The organism is Paenibacillus sp. TCA20, assembly GCF_000732325.1.
Taxonomy (GTDB): Bacteria; Bacillota; Bacilli; order Paenibacillales; family Paenibacillaceae; genus Paenibacillus; species Paenibacillus urinalis.
The window spans coordinates 44,297-62,772 of sequence record NZ_BBIW01000007.1 but is presented as its reverse complement, the minus strand read 5'-3'; the positions used below and the strand labels follow the sequence as shown (position 1 = coordinate 62,772).

Annotated in this window: 17 protein-coding genes; all 17 read left to right on the top strand. The window is 43.9% G+C overall.

The window, feature by feature from the left end; genetic code table 11:
• Window positions 1-210 precede the first annotated feature (210 nt).
• The 17 genes from TCA2_RS14655 to TCA2_RS14575 all read left to right on the top strand — a co-directional run bounded on the left by TCA2_RS14655 (window position 211) and on the right by TCA2_RS14575 (window position 17,936).
• Window positions 211-2,460, top strand: coding sequence for a DEAD/DEAH box helicase (locus TCA2_RS14655; protein ID WP_052512030.1), 2,250 nt, complete (start codon window positions 211-213; stop codon window positions 2,458-2,460).
• A gap of 177 nt (window positions 2,461-2,637) precedes the next feature.
• Window positions 2,638-3,606, top strand: coding sequence for a ComF family protein (locus tag TCA2_RS14650; RefSeq protein WP_193746055.1), 969 nt, complete (start codon window positions 2,638-2,640; stop codon window positions 3,604-3,606).
• Between the two features lie 186 nt (window positions 3,607-3,792).
• Window positions 3,793-4,200, top strand: coding sequence for a flagellar protein (locus tag TCA2_RS14645; RefSeq protein ID WP_047912368.1), 408 nt, complete (start codon window positions 3,793-3,795; stop codon window positions 4,198-4,200).
• A 132-nt stretch (window positions 4,201-4,332) separates the two neighbouring features.
• Window positions 4,333-4,617, top strand: a complete 285-nt coding sequence (gene flgM / locus TCA2_RS14640) for a flagellar biosynthesis anti-sigma factor FlgM (protein WP_047912367.1) — start codon at window positions 4,333-4,335, stop codon at window positions 4,615-4,617.
• A gap of 15 nt (window positions 4,618-4,632) precedes the next feature.
• A complete protein-coding gene (locus TCA2_RS14635) occupies window positions 4,633-5,133 on the top strand; it encodes a flagellar protein FlgN (protein WP_047912366.1) in 501 nt (166 codons plus the stop codon).
• A gap of 16 nt (window positions 5,134-5,149) precedes the next feature.
• A complete protein-coding gene (gene flgK / locus TCA2_RS14630; RefSeq protein WP_047912365.1) occupies window positions 5,150-6,733 on the top strand; it encodes a flagellar hook-associated protein FlgK in 1,584 nt (527 codons plus the stop codon).
• Between the two features lie 25 nt (window positions 6,734-6,758).
• Window positions 6,759-7,682: a flagellar hook-associated protein FlgL gene (gene flgL / locus TCA2_RS14625; protein WP_052512026.1), complete on the top strand. Its 924-nt coding sequence runs from the start codon at window positions 6,759-6,761 to the stop codon at window positions 7,680-7,682.
• A 16-nt stretch (window positions 7,683-7,698) separates the two neighbouring features.
• Entirely contained in the window at window positions 7,699-8,268 is a 570-nt protein-coding gene (locus TCA2_RS14620) for a DUF6470 family protein (RefSeq protein WP_047912363.1), read from the top strand.
• A 71-nt stretch (window positions 8,269-8,339) separates the two neighbouring features.
• Complete coding sequence (locus tag TCA2_RS14615; RefSeq protein WP_238546403.1) at window positions 8,340-8,798, top strand: flagellar assembly protein FliW; 459 nt, start codon at window positions 8,340-8,342, stop codon at window positions 8,796-8,798.
• 1 nt (window position 8,799) lies between these two features.
• The gene (csrA, locus tag TCA2_RS14610) at window positions 8,800-9,051 is read left to right on the top strand and encodes a carbon storage regulator CsrA (RefSeq protein WP_047912362.1); all 252 of its coding nucleotides are present in this window, start codon (window positions 8,800-8,802) and stop codon (window positions 9,049-9,051) included.
• Window positions 9,052-9,190: 139 nt separating this feature from the next.
• Window positions 9,191-10,927: a flagellin gene (locus TCA2_RS27885; RefSeq protein WP_047912361.1), complete on the top strand. Its 1,737-nt coding sequence runs from the start codon at window positions 9,191-9,193 to the stop codon at window positions 10,925-10,927.
• A gap of 117 nt (window positions 10,928-11,044) precedes the next feature.
• Window positions 11,045-11,401, top strand: a complete 357-nt coding sequence (locus TCA2_RS14600) for a flagellar protein FlaG (protein WP_052512024.1) — start codon at window positions 11,045-11,047, stop codon at window positions 11,399-11,401.
• Between the two features lie 15 nt (window positions 11,402-11,416).
• Entirely contained in the window at window positions 11,417-12,928 is a 1,512-nt protein-coding gene (fliD, locus tag TCA2_RS14595; RefSeq protein ID WP_047912360.1) for a flagellar filament capping protein FliD, read from the top strand.
• Between the two features lie 31 nt (window positions 12,929-12,959).
• Complete coding sequence (fliS, locus tag TCA2_RS14590) at window positions 12,960-13,358, top strand: flagellar export chaperone FliS (protein WP_047912359.1); 399 nt, start codon at window positions 12,960-12,962, stop codon at window positions 13,356-13,358.
• The gene (locus TCA2_RS14585; RefSeq protein ID WP_047912358.1) at window positions 13,339-13,674 is read left to right on the top strand and encodes a hypothetical protein; all 336 of its coding nucleotides are present in this window, start codon (window positions 13,339-13,341) and stop codon (window positions 13,672-13,674) included. Before fliS ends, TCA2_RS14585 begins: the two co-directional genes overlap by 20 nt.
• A gap of 264 nt (window positions 13,675-13,938) precedes the next feature.
• Window positions 13,939-17,445, top strand: coding sequence for an S-layer homology domain-containing protein (locus TCA2_RS26190; protein WP_052512022.1), 3,507 nt, complete (start codon window positions 13,939-13,941; stop codon window positions 17,443-17,445).
• A gap of 293 nt (window positions 17,446-17,738) precedes the next feature.
• Window positions 17,739-17,936, top strand: coding sequence for a cold shock domain-containing protein (locus tag TCA2_RS14575; RefSeq protein WP_009594275.1), 198 nt, complete (start codon window positions 17,739-17,741; stop codon window positions 17,934-17,936).
• The last annotated feature ends 540 nt before the right edge of the window (window positions 17,937-18,476 follow it).

Here is an 18,476-nt window from a genome sequence, read left to right as displayed (position 1 = left end):
CATATTATAAGACGAATATATCGTTAAAAAGTTGCGGTATTGTCATTAATATTGTAAATATAGGATCTTTTTGGTTTAATTTAACTGTAGATGAAAAGTATGAAGCACATACTTCGGCAAATACGCCGGGTATGTGCTTTTTTTGCGTTCATAAATGGGTATTTGGTCGAAATTGGAAGCTAAAGCTATGAGGGGAAATGAGGAGATCAGATGAGAATTGGGCTATATGCGATCAGATTATGTGTGGGGGCCGGCAATGGCAGGGAGTGGAGAATATTTCTGTCACTTCATTTGAGCGTAGATTGGCTGTGGTGGAGAGAGCAGCTTCGTGAAGCGTCTCCAGCAGGAGTATGGCAGGTGGTCATGATCTCAGAGGCTATGCCGTTATCCTGGGCGTATCGGGTACAAGAGGAATTATTTAAAGACGGGACAAGGACTTTGGGAAGTGGGGGAGCAGAGAGAACTGAAGTTCAGTGGAGGGAGATGGTGAAGTCTTTACTTGCTCCGCTGATCAGTGCAGAGCCTGGGGAGCAAGGAGAGCGGATGTTTCGCGAGTGTGTGGAGATAAGGGAGTTTCAGATTGGGCATAGCGGGCTGGAGGAATGGGGGGAGCAGAAGTTAGGCATTGTTGGTGATTTAGCAAAGGGGCAAAAGACTAAGTTAGAGGACGAATTGTACAGAGAGAGGGGGTGTACAGAATGTGCCGGCCTAACTGTATCAACCGTGGCTGGAAAAGCGATGCTTAGACCAGGAGGAAGATCAAGAATGGAGATGGATGGGATGTTGTATGAGCATTGCCTGAGTACGGAGACGGCAGCCCATGGGAGCGTAGAAACACGGAGATCTGAGTTGAGGAACAATTCACATACGCTGGAAGTTGGACCGTATAGAGTGGTTGCGAGTACAGAGCATGGAGATCAGAGGAGAGCAGGTAGCCAAAGGTTTAATTCAGTGGATGAGATATACCAGCTGAGAGTGAAGGCAGAGCGTGTGGCACAGCAGCTGGCAGGAAGACAGCTGCTTATGCCGGAGGCAGAGGCACTGCTTGCGGAGACCGCTCCCGAGGTAGGGAGCGAGTGGCGGGCTGCAGTGCAGCTGGCGTATCTGGCGGGGCGGGTTAGATACAGGCCCGCCCTTGCACCGCCGCAGGCGGCGCGCTCTGCGCGATTCGTCTGGCCTTGGGTCAGACGAGAGCAGCTGCGCTGCCGCCGATGCGGCAGCATGGCCGCACAGCAGAGTGCGTGTGCGGCCTGCGGGTCTGCGGCGTGCGCCTATTGCGAGGCCTGCCTCGCGCTCGGGCGCAGCCGCTCTTGCGCGCTGCTGCTCGAAGGCGCAGCGCTTCCGGCCGTGCGGGGCACGGCCGGGGGTTCCCCCACCGATCTGGTGAGTCGGTGGGGGCTTAGCCCGGCGCAGAGCGCAGCCACAGGCGCGGCGCTTGCGTATTTAGCCCGGCGGCGTGAGGACGCCCGGGCGAAGGGCCGGTTCTTGCTCTGGGCCGTGACCGGCGCAGGCAAGACCGAGATGACCTACCCGCTGCTGGATTACATCCTCAGCAGCGGCGGTAGCGTGCTCGTCGCCACACCGCGCCGCGATGTGGTGCTCGAGCTCGCACCGAGGGTGGCCCGCGCCTTCCCGGACACGGCGCGGGTCACCCTCTATGGCGGAAGCAGCGAACGCTGGCAGCGAGGGCAGCTGACCCTCGCTACGACTCACCAGCTGCTACGCTTCCGCCACGTCTTTGACCTGGTCATCATCGATGAGCTCGATGCCTTCCCATACCACAATGATCCCATGCTTGCGTATGCTGCCGAAGCATGCTGCAAACCGGGCGGCAGCTTCGTCTATTTATCTGCCACCCCGCCTGCACAGCTGCAGCGGGAAGCAGCCCGGGGAAAGCTGGCTCATGCCAGAGTGCCGGTTCGCTTCCACCGCCACCCGCTGCCTGTTCCGCAATATATGAAGCTTCCGTACGTAGCGCAGCAGCTGAAGCAGCGCAAGCTGCCACGCGAGCTTCAGCTGAGGCTTAAGCAATCCTTAGAGCGAGGAGCGCAGGTGTTTCTATTCATCACTCGCATTGCGCAGATCGGTTCATTTGTTGCTCTGCTTAGAGATAACCTGCCAGGTATTCGTGTCGAAGGCACTTCCTCAGAAGACCCATTACGGGGGGAGAAGGTCATGTCTTTTCGCGATCGAGAGATTCGTTTGCTCGTAACGACAACCATCTTGGAACGCGGTGTGACCGTACCGAAGAGCGATGTATATATCTTAGACGCAAGTACTAGGTTGTTCGATGATGCATCGCTCGTGCAGATGGCAGGTCGAGCAGGAAGATCTAAGGATGATCCTGCTGGGACGGTCATTTTCGGTGCTCCAGAAGTAAATCGGGCTCAGAAAGTCGCCGTCAGTCAGATTAAACGGATGAACGCCATCGCTCGTCGTAACGGGTATCTGATAGAGTAACCGGACGTGTCTCTATTGAACGAAATGTAGTAGGAAGCTGGCGCTTGCCTCGGATGTCAGAGGCTCAGCCGTCAGACGTTTACATTTCTGCAAAATTCCATTTCAGCTGAGAGAGTGGATCTTTACAGTTAAATTACAACATTTCATAGAACTTAGAGATGAGGGGAGTGGAAGAGAATGAATATTTTAAACCGTATGTCTACATTCATACATAGCTTGGCAGCTCCTTCCGGTAATACTTGTCTCGCCTGTGGTACACATGCTCCGCTCTCTAGGGAGCTGCCCGGGATCTGTCACCGCTGCGTTCGTTATATTCCTTGGATTACTCAGATTCGCTGTGTTAAATGTGGACGGGCAATAGGCTGCCCGGACTGCTCTAGAGAAGATCATAACCGTAGATCCTTTGAATGTAACCGAAGTGCGGTAGCATATGATGCGTTAATGAGAGAATGGCTCGCGGTATATAAGTATCGGGGGAAAGAAAGATTCGCTCCATTATTCGGGGCAATGCTCAATAAGGCGTACCTGGGAATGCAGAGAGAATATTCAGCAGCAATACTTCAACAGAGTACTGGCCAGATGGGGAATCCTCTAAGCTTAAACAAGTACAGGTCAGATCTCTGGCGAGCCGATGTAATAACCTATGTGCCTGTAAGTCATGAGCGACTTATGGAGCGGGGATTTAATCAGGCCGAGCGGATGGCCGTCGAGCTATCGAAATATCAAGGGTTACCCGTAATTTCTTTACTGCAGAGAACCAAGCATACAGAGAAGCAGAGCTTCAAGGGACGAAGAGAAAGAGAAGTCTCCATGCAGTATGCTTTTGAGGTGGATAGAGATATAACAGATGAGCTACACGCGTATCGAATGTATATCTCGCAAAAATCAAACAGGTCGATACAGGAAAATAGAGTACATCTTATGTATAACATGCTGAATAACCAAAGCACGCAAGGCTTAGGTACACCGCATTTTCGAAGTGCTCAAAGCACGCATCAGAATAAGCCCATTCTAAATCTTCTATTAATAGATGATGTCTATACGACAGGAAGTACAATTGAAGCGTGTAGTCGGATTCTCAAGAAGTGGGAAGTAGAATTGGGATTGGATATTCGTATTTATGCATTATGCTGGGCTCGTTCTTAAATTATATTTGTCTATTCCATATGGGAATTATTTCTTGAGTTTGGGATGTAGGGATATCTGCTTTATTTTAATGGTGTTCACGCCGATATATATATAGTAAGGTGCTCACTTGGATGACAAGTGAAAATCAAGTAGGTTATAATGTCAACAGCAATGGTTGTCTATATAAAAGGGGGCGTAAAGAGGATGAATGTCGGTAATTGTCCTCGCTGCGGCAAGCTGTATGTACTGAATGTGATGGAGGCTTGTCCGTCGTGTCTGAAAGAGATTGAACAGCAATATTATGATTGTGTGGAATACCTGCGTGTAGAAAAAGGTGCAAATATACAGCAATTATCTGAAGCCACAGGCATATCTATTAAACAGATTACGAAGTTTATTAGAGAAGGACGAATTTCGATCGTCGATGCTCCAAACATGATGTATCCTTGTGAGGTATGCGGAACTCTTATCCGGGAAGGTCATATGTGTGACGGCTGTCGTGCGCGTTTGACCAAGGAATTGACGGGTGCAACCCAGGAGGTTAGTCGGAAGGACTCCTCCACTTTAGGCTCTGGTGCCTACAATGCAATCGACAAATTCAAGCGTTCTTAGGATGCATGACTCATTTCAGACATAGTCTATAAACAATGTTTCAACCTCTACCGATAACTTTAGTAAAGATTATCGGTTTTTTATTTTAGGACGATTCTTGATCCTAAATTCTTATGAAAGCAGGTGTTCATTATGAAGATTAATGAATCCGGACGAATTGGAGCGATTAACTCTTATTCGAGAAATATAGAATCCGGTCAACAGACCGAAAATAAGAAGAGCAAGCGTAAGGATGAGGTATCCATCTCGCCTGAAGCTATGGAAATGCTCAAGCAGCAGGAACAAGTGAATAGCAGCGAACGCGCACAGCGCATTCAGGAACTGAAGCAACAGGTCGCTTCAGGAACATATAAGGTCGACACAGAACAGCTGGCAGAACGCATGATGCCGTATTTTAAACCGAGCTCGGAGAAATAGGAGAAGCCAAACAATATGTCCTTAAATCAATTGATTGTTGCACTCCAGAAATTAATTGTCACTCATCGTCAAATGCTGCATACGGCCGAAGTAAAACGAGAAGCTATTGTAAAAAATGATACGGATACGCTCATCAAGCTATTGAATCAAGAATCGATGATTATGAAGCAGATTCAGAGTCAGGAGGCTGAGCGGAGCGAGGCTGTAGGCGCTTTTTTACTGGAACGGGGAATCAAATCGAAGCTGAATCTTAACATCTCCGAAATCTCGCGTCTCGTCTTTGATGTAGAGGATAAAAGAAGACTGCAAGAGGTTCAGAATGAATTAAGCAATACCTTAAGAGAGCTCAAGGAAGTGAATGATCTCAATCAGAGATTGGTAGAGCAGTCCCTTGCTTTCATTGATTATTCGCTGGATGTGCTCGTAGATAAACCGACCCAGGCACCCGTATACCAGCACCCGGATCAACGTCAGAGTATGATGGGACAATTCGGATTATTTGACTCTCGTGCTTAAATAGGAGGATTACACAATGGTTTCAACCTTTCATTCAATAGAAACAGCCAAACGGAGTTTATTTACACAGACCGCTGCACTGAATACGACAGGCCACAATATTTCGAACGCAAATACGGAGGGGTACTCAAGACAAGTCGTCAAAATGACAGCCTCTTCCCCAATGGAACCGCTTGCGTTTCTTAGGTCTACCAATCCGGGGCAGCTTGGATCTGGGGTCGAGTTCTCTGCGATTGAACGTGTTCGCCAAGGATTCTTGGACAGCCAATACCGCAGTGAGAACTCCAGTCTAGGGAATTGGGAAGTTCAGTATGATACGCTTGATAAAATTCAGGGGATTATGACCGAGCCTTCCGATACGGGACTTCAAACGGTGCTGGACAACTTCTGGGGGGCATGGTCTGATCTGAGCAAAGACCCTGAGAATCTGACCGCTCGTAATATTGTCAAAGAGACGGCTCTTGCCTTAACTGATGCCATGAATCTGATGAGTAATCAGCTGAACGGCTTAAGTCAGGATCTTACGAATAATGTTGGCGTGAAAGCACAAGAAATTCAGGGATACATCACTTCTATAGGCGAATTAAATCAAACGATATCCCGAATTGAGTCACTAGGGGACAATGCGAATGATCTTCGAGATCAGCGTGATCTCTTAACAGATAAACTGTCCAAGATTGCGAACGTGACGGTAACAGAGAATGAACAAGGATACAACATCTCCATCGGCGGACAAGAACTGGTCAACGGAACCGCAGTTACTCAGGTGACTAGCGACCTTCTTACCGATGCTTATGCTGCTGGTGATCTTACAGGTGGGGAAGTCTACGGGATGATCGTATCCCGGGATCAATTCGTAACCGGCTTCCAGAATGACCTGAATCAACTCGCGAATACCATTGCAAACGGAGACGTCACGGTTAAGATTCCTGCAGGCTCTTCTATTCGTGAAGGTACTGTGGCTAGTCAGGATACGGTTATTACCGTGAACGGGGTTGAATCCACTGTTGCTGCCGGACAAGCCTTTCCAGCAGGAGCTGTTCTTAAGAACGAGACACCGCTGACCGTACAAGGAATTAACGGACTGCATCAACTGGGTTATTCCCTAGATGGCTCAGCAAGTGCGGGTATTCCTTTCTTCATATCAACAGACGGTGGTCCAATTACAGCTGGGAATATTACACTGAATCAGGTTATCCAGTCTAACCCCAACGCAATTGCTTCCTCACTTCGTGTCGATGCTAACGGCAATGCAATAAAAGGAAATAACACGATGGCTAATCTGATGGGTAGTTTGAAAGATCAAGCTTTTACAGTGCCTGGTGGAACGGATTCTACAACCATTAACGACTATTACAAATCCATGGTCGGTGAGCTCGGTATTCAGACGCAGGAAGCTTATCGTAAAGCAACTAACTCTACATCTCTTGTTATCCAAGTGGAGAATTCAAGACAATCGGTCAGCGGAGTGTCGTTAGATGAAGAGATGAGTAATATGATCAAATTCCAGCATGCGTACAGCGCATCTGCAAGATTTATGACCACTTTTGATGAACTGTTGGATAAGTTAATTAATAGCACAGGAACCGTAGGAAGATAAGATAGATTGGTAGGAGGGCTTTATGATGTTTAGAGTGACCTCAAATATGATGTCCAGCACACTCATGAATAACATTAACCGCAATGCGAAGCAAATGAACGATACACAGATCCAAATGTCCACAGGGATGAAGATTAACAAGCCTTCAGATGATCCCGTAGGCATTACATATGCACTTAGATATCGTACAGAGCTTAATTCGAATGAGCAGTACCAAAGCAATGTAGATTCCGCACTTTCTTGGTTGGATTATACGGATACGGTTGTATCACAAACGAATGAAGTACTGCAGCGGATGCGTGAGCTAACGGTTAAGGGTTCAACAGGTTCTAATCCTCAGGATGCATTGGAAAGTATACGTCTTGAGGTTAACCAATTAAAAGAGCAGTTAATTGATATTGGTAACAGTCAGTTAAACGGAAAATATATATTGAATGGGCAGACATACAACGAGAAGCCATACGATTTTCCTAGAGATGCCAACGGTATCTCAGACACATCTGGTATGACCTCTGGAATGATAGATACCGGAGAGGTTAGTTACACCGTAGGTTCTGGGATTCAAATGGCCATTAACGTCAACGGGAATGAGGTAATGGGTTCATCAGAAGAAACGGATAACGTATTTGCAATCGCAGACCGTTTAAGCCAAGCTCTGGCTGATGGGGATCTGGAAAGTGTGTCGGCGGAATTGGAGCAAATTGATACCCGTGTTGAGAAACTGTTGGCTGCTCAGGCAGGTGTTGGTGCAAAGACGAATAGAGTTGAACTGATGCAGAATAGACTCGGAGACATGGAATATAACTTGACTAGCCTGCAGGCTAAGACGGAAGATGCAGACTATGCCGAGCTTGCCATACAGTCTCAGATTCAGGAAAACATTTATAATGCGACACTCTCGGTCGGGTCTAAGATTATCTCTTCTTCTCTAGTTGACTTCCTAAGATAAACAGGAGGGATACATTATGAGCACAATCCCTATGCTGCAGATTAGACAGCAGCAAGCTCAAATCGGGATCGACGCAGATCCAGGACAATACTCGATGAGACAGCCAAAGGCAGATTTGCAGATCGTGAGTAAGCCTGCTGTAATGACGATTGACCAACATCAACCTGAACTTACTGTAGATTCTTCACGAGCAAGAGCAGCTTTTACGGGAGGCCCGCATTTAGAAATGACGCAGCGATTGTACTCTAATGTGAAGCAGATCTTTCTTGAAGGAATTGCTAAGCGTGTGGAACAAGGAAACCGAATGGCGGAGTTCTTCAAACCGGGAAATACGGTGGCTGAGGTGTATGGCAAGAGCCAGCGGCTGCCTGTGTTGGGTGAGTTTAGAGGCGAGGCGTCATTTGATAATGTAGATGTACGATTCAATGTAAGACCGGTGGATATTGAAATTGAACGGAGTCCTGTTGAATTTAATGTGCAGGTGAATAAGCCGGAGATTGAATATAATAGAGGGAAACTCGACATTTATATGATGCAATATCCTTCGGTCCAGTTTATACCACCCGAAATGGATCAAACCGTGTAATATAAGAGCTATGGAGAGGCGATGGCCATATCTGTAGCTCTTTTAGTTTATGTAACAAAGGAGAGAACAACATGACAATGATAATTGAAACCTCATCTTGGGGAAAGATTGAGGTGCAGGAAGATCAGATTGTACAGTTTCATCGAGGAATTCCAGGTTTTGAAGAAGAGACAACGTTCGCCATTCTCCCCTATGAGAATAGCCCGTTCCATATGATGCAATCCGTGCAAGAGCCGGGTCTGTCCTTTTTGCTCGCAGATCCATTTTTATTTGAACCGCAATATGAGTTTGAATTACCACAGCATGAGGCTGCAGAGCTCCAGATAGACGAAGAAGTTAACGTATTATGCATCGTGACAACTGGAGTATCTTTGAGTGATTCAAGCATTAACTTGTTAGCACCTATTGTGATTAATCCCATTAACCGCCAAGGCAAGCAAATCGTGTTGCATGATACAGCTTACGTAACACGCCACAAGCTTAGTGAGTTGTCTGCCGCGGAACAGCTATTTGCGAAGGAGGGAGAATAATATGCTGGTGCTTTCCCGCAAACGGGGTCAGTCCATAATGATCGGAGACCAAATTGAAATAACAGTGCTTGGAGTGGAGGGAGATAACGTACGAATTGGCATTTCCGCGCCCTCTGAAGTTGATATTTTTCGCAAAGAGGTCTATGTTTCCATTCAAGAAGCAAACAAACAATCTGCCGCTCCAGCGAAGGATCATGTGCAGGCGTTGATGGCTCAGTTTCAAGGTTCATTTGATAAAAAAAATAATGGTTAAAGTTTTGCAATACTATTAAAAATAACGTGATGATCGTCGATATATGTTATAAGCGCTTAAGGCAAGGGCGGCCGACCTTTCGCCTCGGGCGTTCCACATGGACGTGGGAACTTACTTATTTCAGGGAGGAAATTATAACATGATTATCAATCACAATATTTCGGCGTTGAACATTCACCGCCAACTGTCTATTAACACAGATAACACTAGCAAAAATATCGAGAAATTGTCTTCCGGTCTTCGTATCAACCGTGCTGGCGATGACGCTGCAGGTCTTGCAATTTCTGAAAAAATGCGCGGACAAATCCGTGGTCTCGATCAAGCATCCCGTAACGCTCAAGATGGTATCTCTATGATCCAAACAGCTGAGGGTGCATTGAACGAAACTCACTCCATCCTGCAACGTATGCGTGAGATCTCTAACCAATCTGCTAACGGTACGAACACAGATTCTGACCGTCAAGCTCTGCAAGACGAAATGAACCAATTGACTTCCGAAATCAACCGTATCGGTAACACAACTGAGTTCAATACTCAGAAATTACTGAATGGCGGTATGGGCTCTAACGACAGCGCTAAGCTGACTAAAGCTGAAAGTGCATCAATTGTTGGAGATACTACTTTTGTTGGTAACGGGGATGCTTCTGGACTAACTAAGGCCACTATTAAAGTAGATGGCACAACATTTGATATCACTTCCATTCTTGCAAAAGACTTTAGTGTAGCTGATGATGCTGGTACAGCTGACATCGATGAATCAACTGCTATCACTAAAGATCAACTGATCGAACAATTGAAAAATGTGACTTCTGGAGGCACTAAACTATCTGATTTGGTTGATATTAAAGATAATGGAGATTCCATTAGCTTTACTACTAAATCTTCTGGTGATACTAGCAGTATTACAATCACGGCTGATGATGATGCTGCCGCTATAATGTTAGGTTTTGAGGATGCTGCGGCTACCGGAACTGAAGTTAAGGGAACACCTGCTACAGTTGAACGTGCAGGTCTTGAAGCAACAGGTGCACTTACTGCAGATGTAGCAATAGCTGCTGACTCTACTTTCAAAATTCAAGTAGGATCTGAAAGTGCTGTTGAAGTAAGTCTTGGTCCAGATGCTAAAACTTATGATATTGATAACGATGATGAAAATATTGCAAGTGCAGCTAGAGCAGATCTTGTAAAAGACTTGAACGCAGCTCTTCAAGAAGCAGGTTTAGATGGAAAGGTATCTGCTTCACTTTCTGCAGATAACGAGATCCAATTCATCTCTGAATCTGGAAAAGACCTTGAATTGACTGAAGGAACAGGTAACCCGTTAGCAGCAGTTGGCTTTGGGGCAGCTGATCTTGACGCTGTTAAAAACGTAGAACAAGTAGTTGGACCTGGCGCACAAGGATCTGGCTTCTCTACTAAGTTCCAAATCGGTGCTAACACGGGTCAATCCATGTCCCTGACAATCAATGATGTTCGTTCTGCTGCACTGGGCATCACTGGTAACGCTGGACAAGCTGGATTCACAAAAGAAAATAGTGTTACAAACGGTACAAATGACGTAATGGCTGAAGCAGCTCTTAACATCTCTACTCAAGCAGATGCTTCTAAAGCTATCGACGTTGTTGATAAAGCGATCACTCAAGTTTCCAGCGAGCGTGCTAAACTTGGTGCGGTACAAAACCGTCTTGAGCATACAATCAACAACTTGGGAACAGCTTCTGAGAACCTGACAGCTGCTGAATCCCGTGTACGTGACGTTGACATGGCGAAAGAAATGATGGAACAAACGAAGAACAACATCCTTTCTCAAGCTGCACAAGCTATGCTTGCTCAAGCGAACCAACAACCACAAGGCGTACTTCAATTGCTTCGTTAATCTATATTTTCAATGGAGAGACTCTAATTTTCTTAGAGTCTCTTTTTTGCATTTACTAATACAACGCACTCGATTATCCGATATAAATAGTAAATCAATGCGGAGGGGTTCCAGTTAATGAATATCCAATTATCAATATCTGCAGGCTCCACAACAAGCGCACAAAAAATAGTTGATTATCCGAATGTTGTCGAACAAATTTCTGATCAAACAAGTAGTACTACGAAGTCATCAAACTCGATGACACCTGGACAAGAACACCTTATTCAAAACATCGAACGAGCCATAAAGGCTTTAGAAGGTCCGCAAACCACACTTAATATCAGTATTCATGAGAAAACCCATGATATTATGGTAAAGGTTTTAAATAAAGAAACAGGGGAGTTGATACGTGAGATTCCACCTGAGAAGACACTGGATCTTGTGGCCAAAATGATGGAAATCGCAGGGATACTGGTAGATAAGAAAATATAAGGAGGGATTAATAACGTGAGAATTTCTGGTTTTTCGGGAATGGATATAGATACAATGGTTTCATCGCTAATGACCGCCCATAGAGTTCCATTAGACAAGCTGACTCAACAGAAGCAGCTTCTAACTTGGCAGCGTGATAATTATAGAGAGTTGAACAGCAAACTGTTTGATTTCAGAAATAATAAATTGATGACATACAATAAGTCTACAGAGCTAAACACCCAGAAGGCTGTTGTTAGTGGAAACACGAATGCTGTTAAAGCTGAAGCCTCTGCTAGTGCTCAGAACATTCCGATGACCATCAGTGTCGTCAGTTTAGCCAAGCCTGCTTCTTATGAAATGAATAAGTTGGACGGCGATTATACAGCCAAGTCAACTTTAGGTGATATAGCGAAGGGAAAGAATGGTGAGGCATCAGGTTTACCTGAAAAGTATAGTGTTAAAATTAATGGTCAGGATATTACCTTCAATGCAACGGACACCATCTCTTCTGTTGTTTCTAAGATTAATTCTAACTCAACAGCAAATGCAACAGCACAGTTTGACGAGATAACAGGAAAGCTTACGATTTTATCCAAATCAACTGGCACTGAAGCTGAATTAGTAATAGAAGATACTGGTGGCGAGGGTGGGTCATTAGTAACACTGTTTGGAGGGGCTGAAAAAACCTCCAGTGGTCAAAATGGACACGTTCTGATTAATGATAGAAAATATGATAATCTCTCTACCAATTCACTGACCGTGAACGGAGTCGCTCTAATCTTTTCGGAGGTAACTGGAATTACTCTTAAAGGCGATGGAACCTATGATAAGACTAATGATAAATCCGTGAATATATCTGTTCAAACAGATACTGAGAAAGCCCTAACTACAGTAAAAAGCTTTATTGAAGAATATAACACCCTAATGAGCTACATGAATACCAAGATGGGTGAAGAGAAATATCGTGATTTCGCTCCACTGACCGATGAACAGAAGAGTGCAATGACAGAAAAGGATATTGAGCTATGGGAAGAGAAGTCTAGGAGCGGTCTGCTCAAAAACGATGAAATTCTGAGATCCACAATTTCTTCTATGCGCTCTATTATTACAGAAAAACTCGGGGATTTAAGTGCATTAGGCATTACATCAGGGCAATATTATGAGAACGGTAAGCTGTACTTGGATGAAGAGAAATTTAATCAAGCGATGCAGTCCAATCCGCAAAAACTAGCTGAGGTATTCCAAGGTGTGGGCAGTTCTTCTTCCAGCGGAATATTTAGCAAAATGTCAGAGACGATTAATGGATCTCTTGATAAATTGGTTAACAAGGCAGGAACGAGTAAGTATTCAGGTGACCTGAACAGTATTTTTAAAGAAGAAAGTGTAATGGGTAGACAGCTCAAAGACTACAATAAGCGAATTGATGATCTGCAAGATAAATTGGTTGATCTTGAAAATAGATACTATAGACAATTCACTGCAATGGAAACCGCGATAAGCAAATATAATTCACAGTCTTCAAGTCTCACAAGCTTCTTCTCTTAGTAACTAGAGAGAATATGTAGGAGGAATAACAATGATAGCAAGCCCATATGAGAAATATCGTCAGTCCTCTGTACAAACATCTAACCCAGCTCAACTAGTCATTATGCTGTATGATGGAGCTATTCGATTCGTTCGTGCATCAATGAAAGGGTTGGAAGAGAAGGATCTAGAGCAGGTGAATACGAATCTAGGCAAAGCACAGACGATTATCAGCGAGTTAATGTCTACCTTGAATCAGGACTTTGAAGTTTCTAAGAGTCTGTATTCCCTATATGAATATATGAACCACTTGCTGGTGCAAGCGAACATTAAGAAGTCACTGGAGCCTGCGCAGGAAGCACTGGATATGCTCACTGATTTAAGAGATACATGGCTAACAGCAAGTAAATTAGTAATGACAGGTTCAACATATGAAGCAGCTAATAAGTGAACTGGAGATCTTAACTTCAGCGTTTCTCATTCGCATTGATGAAGTCGGTTATGAAGAAGTAGAGAGTTTTGTTGAGAAACGTCAGAGAGTCGTAGATTCCATACTGGTTGAAGTTGTCCAGAATAGAATGGATACAGAGGATGAACAGAGACTGAAAGTGCTGCTAAGTAAGGATGAAATCATAGTTAACAAGATGAGTGACCTTAAAAAAGAAGCTCAGGATTGGCTTCAACAGCGTAATCGGATCAAAGCTCAGCGTAACGCCTATGAGAATCCGTACAGCGCAGATAGTTTACTGCTGGATCGTCGCAAATAAAATGATAGGGACTATTAAACAAGAGGACTTGTTTGATAGTCTCTTTTTTTACGACATAAAATGTGAATTAAATACATAATTATACAAAAAACACTAGAAAATATTTCTATTAGATGGTAGAATATCCCTTGTTATATAGTTCTTAAGAATCAGGTCTTTAGATTTATTTATTTAGGAATTGTGTTTATTCAAGAAAAAATATGAGACTTAAGATTTATCTAAGCCTGATTACTATATCGATCTTATTTAACAGGAGGAGAAATTGTGGGTAAAAAAGTTCGTGGTACAGTCACAGGATTATTGAGTATTAGTATGGCCCTTGGCACCGTAGGTTCAGTTAGTGCAGCAACAACGGGAACAAATGATATTCAAGGTCATTGGGCGCAAAGCCAGCTTCAGCATTGGATGAATGAAGGTCATCTAACAGGATATGCAGATGGTTCTGTTAAACCAAACAAGTCTATTTCTCGGGCAGAGTTTGTTTCGTTGGTAAATAGAATTTTTGGATATTCAGAACAGGCTTCATTATCCTTCGATGATTTATCCCCATCAAACTGGGCATACACAGATATCGCATCTGCAGTCCAAGCAGGTTATGTGCAAGGTTACGAGAATAATACGTTCCGTCCAGGTGCTGATGTAACAAGACAAGAAGCAGCTGCCATGATTTCGAAATTGTTGAATGTGAAGAGCGATAATTACGATGCGTTAAACCAATATACAGATCAAGATACGATTGCTGGATGGGGGAAGGCCTCAGTTGCATCTGTTGTCGAGCATGAAGTGATGGAAGGATACCCTAATGGAACATTCGCTCCACTTCGATCGCTTACAAGAGCGGAAGCTGTGGTGCTGATTGAGAATGCATTAGCAAGTAAAATAGAATTGAACACCGTTACATATGATCTCGCAGGAACTTATGGTTCTGAAGAGGAAACGACAGTTATTGAAGGAAATGTAATTATCAATGTACCTGATGTCACGCTCGTGAACACAGAGATTAAAGGGGGTCTTCTGTTTGCTGAAGGTATTGGAGCTGGAGATGTCACAATTCAGAATGTAAAAGTGCATGGTACAACCAATGTAGAAGGCGGCGGTGAAAACTCCATCCATTTTGTGGATTCTGTACTGCTGAATGTTGTAGTGAATAAAAAGGATGGCACGGTTCGTATTGTTGCAGAAGGAACGACGACAGCAGAGAATGTTATTGTTCAATCATCAGTAAAGGTTGAAGAACATAACGTTACAGGAGCTGGCTTTACTGACGTTGAATTGTCTGAAATTTTACCGGCTGGCAGTCAGGTGGCATTGAACGGAACTTTTGATGATGTTGGTTTGTATGCTGCTTCTGTATCGGTTGGGCTTGACGGTGGGTTTATCGAGAGTTTCCAAGTGGATAAAGCTGCAGTCAACAGCCAAATCACTGTAAGCAACAACGCTCAAATTGCTCAGCTCGTACTTGATGCGATTACGAAATTGTTAGGTTCCGGGACAATTAGTAAAGCTACCGTAAACGAAGGAGCAAAGGGATCATCATTCCAGACTAAGCCGCTCCAAATAGACGGTTCTCAAAAAGACAATGTGGTTTTACCAGCAACTCCTCCGGCATCAAGTGGTGGCGGTACAAGTAGCGGTGGTTCAAATGGCGGAGGATCTGGTGGAGATACATCTCCAGGTGATGGAGGAACTAATCCAGATATACCGGATGGACAAACGGATGAAGAGAAAGTAGCAGATGCGATAGAAGCAATCGAGGGGCTAAATTTAGAGTGGGACACGGATGTGGAAACAACAGTAGTGAAAGTAAATGAAGCAATTTCTTCCCTTGGATTGACAGGGGTAACAGTCATTGTAGCCCAAGGAACAGAAGCCAGCGAAGGAAATGTGGTAGTTACCGTTTCGAGCGGAGCAATAACTCAAACCATTGAAATTGTTGACTCGAGTGTAGCTAAAGTATCCTCACTTATAGAATTTGAAGAAGCACTACTGAATACAAACAAGTCCACTATTAAGCTAGTAGATAGTTTCACAACTGATAAAAAGATAGTAGTAAGCCGAGCGGTGACAATTGATGGACAGAATCATCAGATTGAATTAACAGGGAACGACGAAGCGTGGAATTCCAATTATGTTCTCCAGGTATACGATACGACAGGTGTAATCATCAAAGATGTGAAGCTTACTGGTGGAGATGCGGGGTTATTAGTTAATGGTTCTTCTGTAGAATTGAAAGGGACCATCGATGTGAGTGATAACTTCTTCGGCGGTATTGAATCCTCCAAGGGTAAAGGGCTGGTGAGCAATCCTCAACTGAACGTAAGTAGCGCTACTTTGGTTAATACAACAGAAGCATTTGGGCAACCAACACTGTGGGAGGATAAAATTACAGGAACTATATCAACAAGTGGTCAGTTCACATTGATTACTTTGAAAGATCAGCCACAGTATTATCTCAAAGAGGAAAATGCAGAAGATCCAGCAACAATAGCTGAAGTTTCAACTGCAGATGATTTTAGCGCAGCATTAGATAATGCTAGTATAATCAAAATCAGACTGAAATCTGATATCGAGACAGACGAAAGGTTCGTTGTAAGCCGTGCGGTGACAATAGATGGACAGAATCATCAGATTGAATTAATAGGGAACGACGAATTATGGGATTCCAATTATGTTCTGCAAGTGTACAATACGACAGGTGTAACGATACAAGATGTGAAGCTCACCGGGGGAGATGCGGGGCTGTTAGTTAACGGTTCTTCTGTAGAATTAAAAGGCAGCATCGATGTGAGTGGGAACGTCTTCGGCGGAATTGAATCCTCCCAGGGTGTAAATGTGCCGAACACTCCTCAACTGAACGTAAGCACTGCCAAATTGATTAATTCATCAGAAGCATTTGGGAAACCAACACTATGGGAAGATCAGATCACAGATACGATCTTAACAGGTGAAGATCAGTTCACATTGATTACTTTGAAAAATCAGCCACAGTATTATCTGGAAGTGAAGAATACAGAAGATCCAGCAACAATAACAGAAGTTTCAACGGCAGATGATTTTAGAGCAGCGCTAGGAGATGACAGCATCGTCAAGATTAGACTGGCATCTGATATCGCGACAGATAAAAGGTTCGTTGTAAGCCGTGCAGTAACAATTGATGGACAGAATCATACGATTGAATTAACAGGGAACGACGTATTGTGGGATTCTAACTATGTTCTTCAAGTGTACAATACGACAGGTGTAACGATACAAGATGTGAAGCTTACCAGAGGAGATGCGGGGCTGTTAGTTAATGGTTCTTCTGTAGAATTAAAAGGGACCATTGATGTGAGTGGGAACTTCTTCGGTGGAATTGAGTCCTCCCAGGGTGTAAATGTGCCGAACACTCCTCAACTGAACGTAAGCAGTGCCACTTTTGTTAATACAACAGAAACATATCATCAACCAACAGTATGGGAAGATGAAATTACAGGAACTATTCAGACAGGTGAAACTCAATTATTCTCAACTACAAAAGAAGCTCAGGTGCACTACTATATAAATTCTAGCAACACTATTGCTCCTGAATCGGATGTATCTAATAACGAGAATATTGAAGCCATAACTGAACCGGAAACAGCTCCCGAGTCAGAGATAGTAATAGATCCGGAATCGGATCCGCAAACTGGTGCAGAGAGTGATGTTCAATCAGATGTAGACACTAGTTCAGAAGAAGCATCAGAAACAGACTCAGCTAGTACTGAAAATAATGCTGAACTTAAACCAGAATAGTGTAAAATACTTTCCGGTTATAGCGTACAAAGTTTATTTATTCTGGCGGGAGGACCCCTCTTGATGGGGTTCTTTCAGTCGGTTTTAATGTGATGTTTTCTGATTTACTGACTTTATAATTTGTTTGTGATTAGATCTTTTTGTCTCAAAGTTCGACAAAATATTAACATTATTATGTCATATATTAGAAGGTAATCATTTTCTTTTCCAATTGACAATGGATAAGTTTGGATGGTATAGTCGGAGTTGTGAGCCAAGCTCACTTCATTTGATGACGAAGGGAATGTTCGTGCATGCAAGGTAAAGTTAAATGGTTTAACGCAGAAAAAGGTTATGGTTTCATCGAGACTGAGGACGGCGGCGACGTATTCGTACACTTTTCCGCAATCCAATCCGAAGGCTTCAAGACTTTGGAAGAAGGTCAATCCGTAGAATTCGAAATCGTCGAAGGCGCACGTGGACCACAAGCTGCTAACGTAATCAAATTATAATCATCCCGGCTTAGCCCGACCTACATATAACGGTTAGATGGTTAACAATTGAGTTTAGCTAGCGTCAACCTTGAGACAGTTGTCTCAAGGTTTTTTTTGTTCCCGTTAGAAGGATTTATCTCTCCTCGCTTAGCTTGGGTACCAAGGTACACATGAAGGGACACATACAAGCCTGCTCTCTTTCGAGTATCTAATATCAAACAACAAACTTTAAGCATTGAACCTAAAGCTTCAAACTTAATCTTCAATCTCCTCTATTATTGCCAGGTGCTACTATTCATAGCTATTCATGCAGCATTGCATATATCTCAATGGATTATATTTGAACATCACTGAATAGTACCTTAAGGGCTATATTCCCCCCCAGGATGTGTACTCTCAGAGTCTCGGCCCCATCTAAGACAACTTGATCCTTACTTTACCGAGATCTGAAGTTTATTTTCTTGCATGACCAGAAATTTTAATTTCACATTATATTAAATTTCCGACAAAATAAGCGAAAGTCTCCGCCAAAAATCAGCAGATTTCTTCTCATTTCAC

What these genes read in the sequence shown, in the direction of transcription:
- TCA2_RS14655 (WP_052512030.1), top strand. Translation starts at nt 211, where the DNA reads ATGAGAATTGGGCTATATGCGATCAGATTATGTGTGGGGGCCGGCAAT.
- TCA2_RS14650 (WP_193746055.1), top strand. Translation starts at nt 2,638, where the DNA reads ATGAATATTTTAAACCGTATGTCTACATTCATACATAGCTTGGCAGCT.
- TCA2_RS14645 (WP_047912368.1), top strand. Translation starts at nt 3,793, where the DNA reads ATGAATGTCGGTAATTGTCCTCGCTGCGGCAAGCTGTATGTACTGAAT.
- flgM (WP_047912367.1), top strand. Translation starts at nt 4,333, where the DNA reads ATGAAGATTAATGAATCCGGACGAATTGGAGCGATTAACTCTTATTCG.
- TCA2_RS14635 (WP_047912366.1), top strand. Translation starts at nt 4,633, where the DNA reads ATGTCCTTAAATCAATTGATTGTTGCACTCCAGAAATTAATTGTCACT.
- flgK (WP_047912365.1), top strand. Translation starts at nt 5,150, where the DNA reads ATGGTTTCAACCTTTCATTCAATAGAAACAGCCAAACGGAGTTTATTT.
- flgL (WP_052512026.1), top strand. Translation starts at nt 6,759, where the DNA reads ATGTTTAGAGTGACCTCAAATATGATGTCCAGCACACTCATGAATAAC.
- TCA2_RS14620 (WP_047912363.1), top strand. Translation starts at nt 7,699, where the DNA reads ATGAGCACAATCCCTATGCTGCAGATTAGACAGCAGCAAGCTCAAATC.
- TCA2_RS14615 (WP_238546403.1), top strand. Translation starts at nt 8,340, where the DNA reads ATGACAATGATAATTGAAACCTCATCTTGGGGAAAGATTGAGGTGCAG.
- csrA (WP_047912362.1), top strand. Translation starts at nt 8,800, where the DNA reads ATGCTGGTGCTTTCCCGCAAACGGGGTCAGTCCATAATGATCGGAGAC.
- TCA2_RS27885 (WP_047912361.1), top strand. Translation starts at nt 9,191, where the DNA reads ATGATTATCAATCACAATATTTCGGCGTTGAACATTCACCGCCAACTG.
- TCA2_RS14600 (WP_052512024.1), top strand. Translation starts at nt 11,045, where the DNA reads ATGAATATCCAATTATCAATATCTGCAGGCTCCACAACAAGCGCACAA.
- fliS (WP_047912359.1), top strand. Translation starts at nt 12,960, where the DNA reads ATGATAGCAAGCCCATATGAGAAATATCGTCAGTCCTCTGTACAAACA.
- TCA2_RS14585 (WP_047912358.1), top strand. Translation starts at nt 13,339, where the DNA reads ATGAAGCAGCTAATAAGTGAACTGGAGATCTTAACTTCAGCGTTTCTC.
- TCA2_RS14575 (WP_009594275.1), top strand. Translation starts at nt 17,739, where the DNA reads ATGCAAGGTAAAGTTAAATGGTTTAACGCAGAAAAAGGTTATGGTTTC.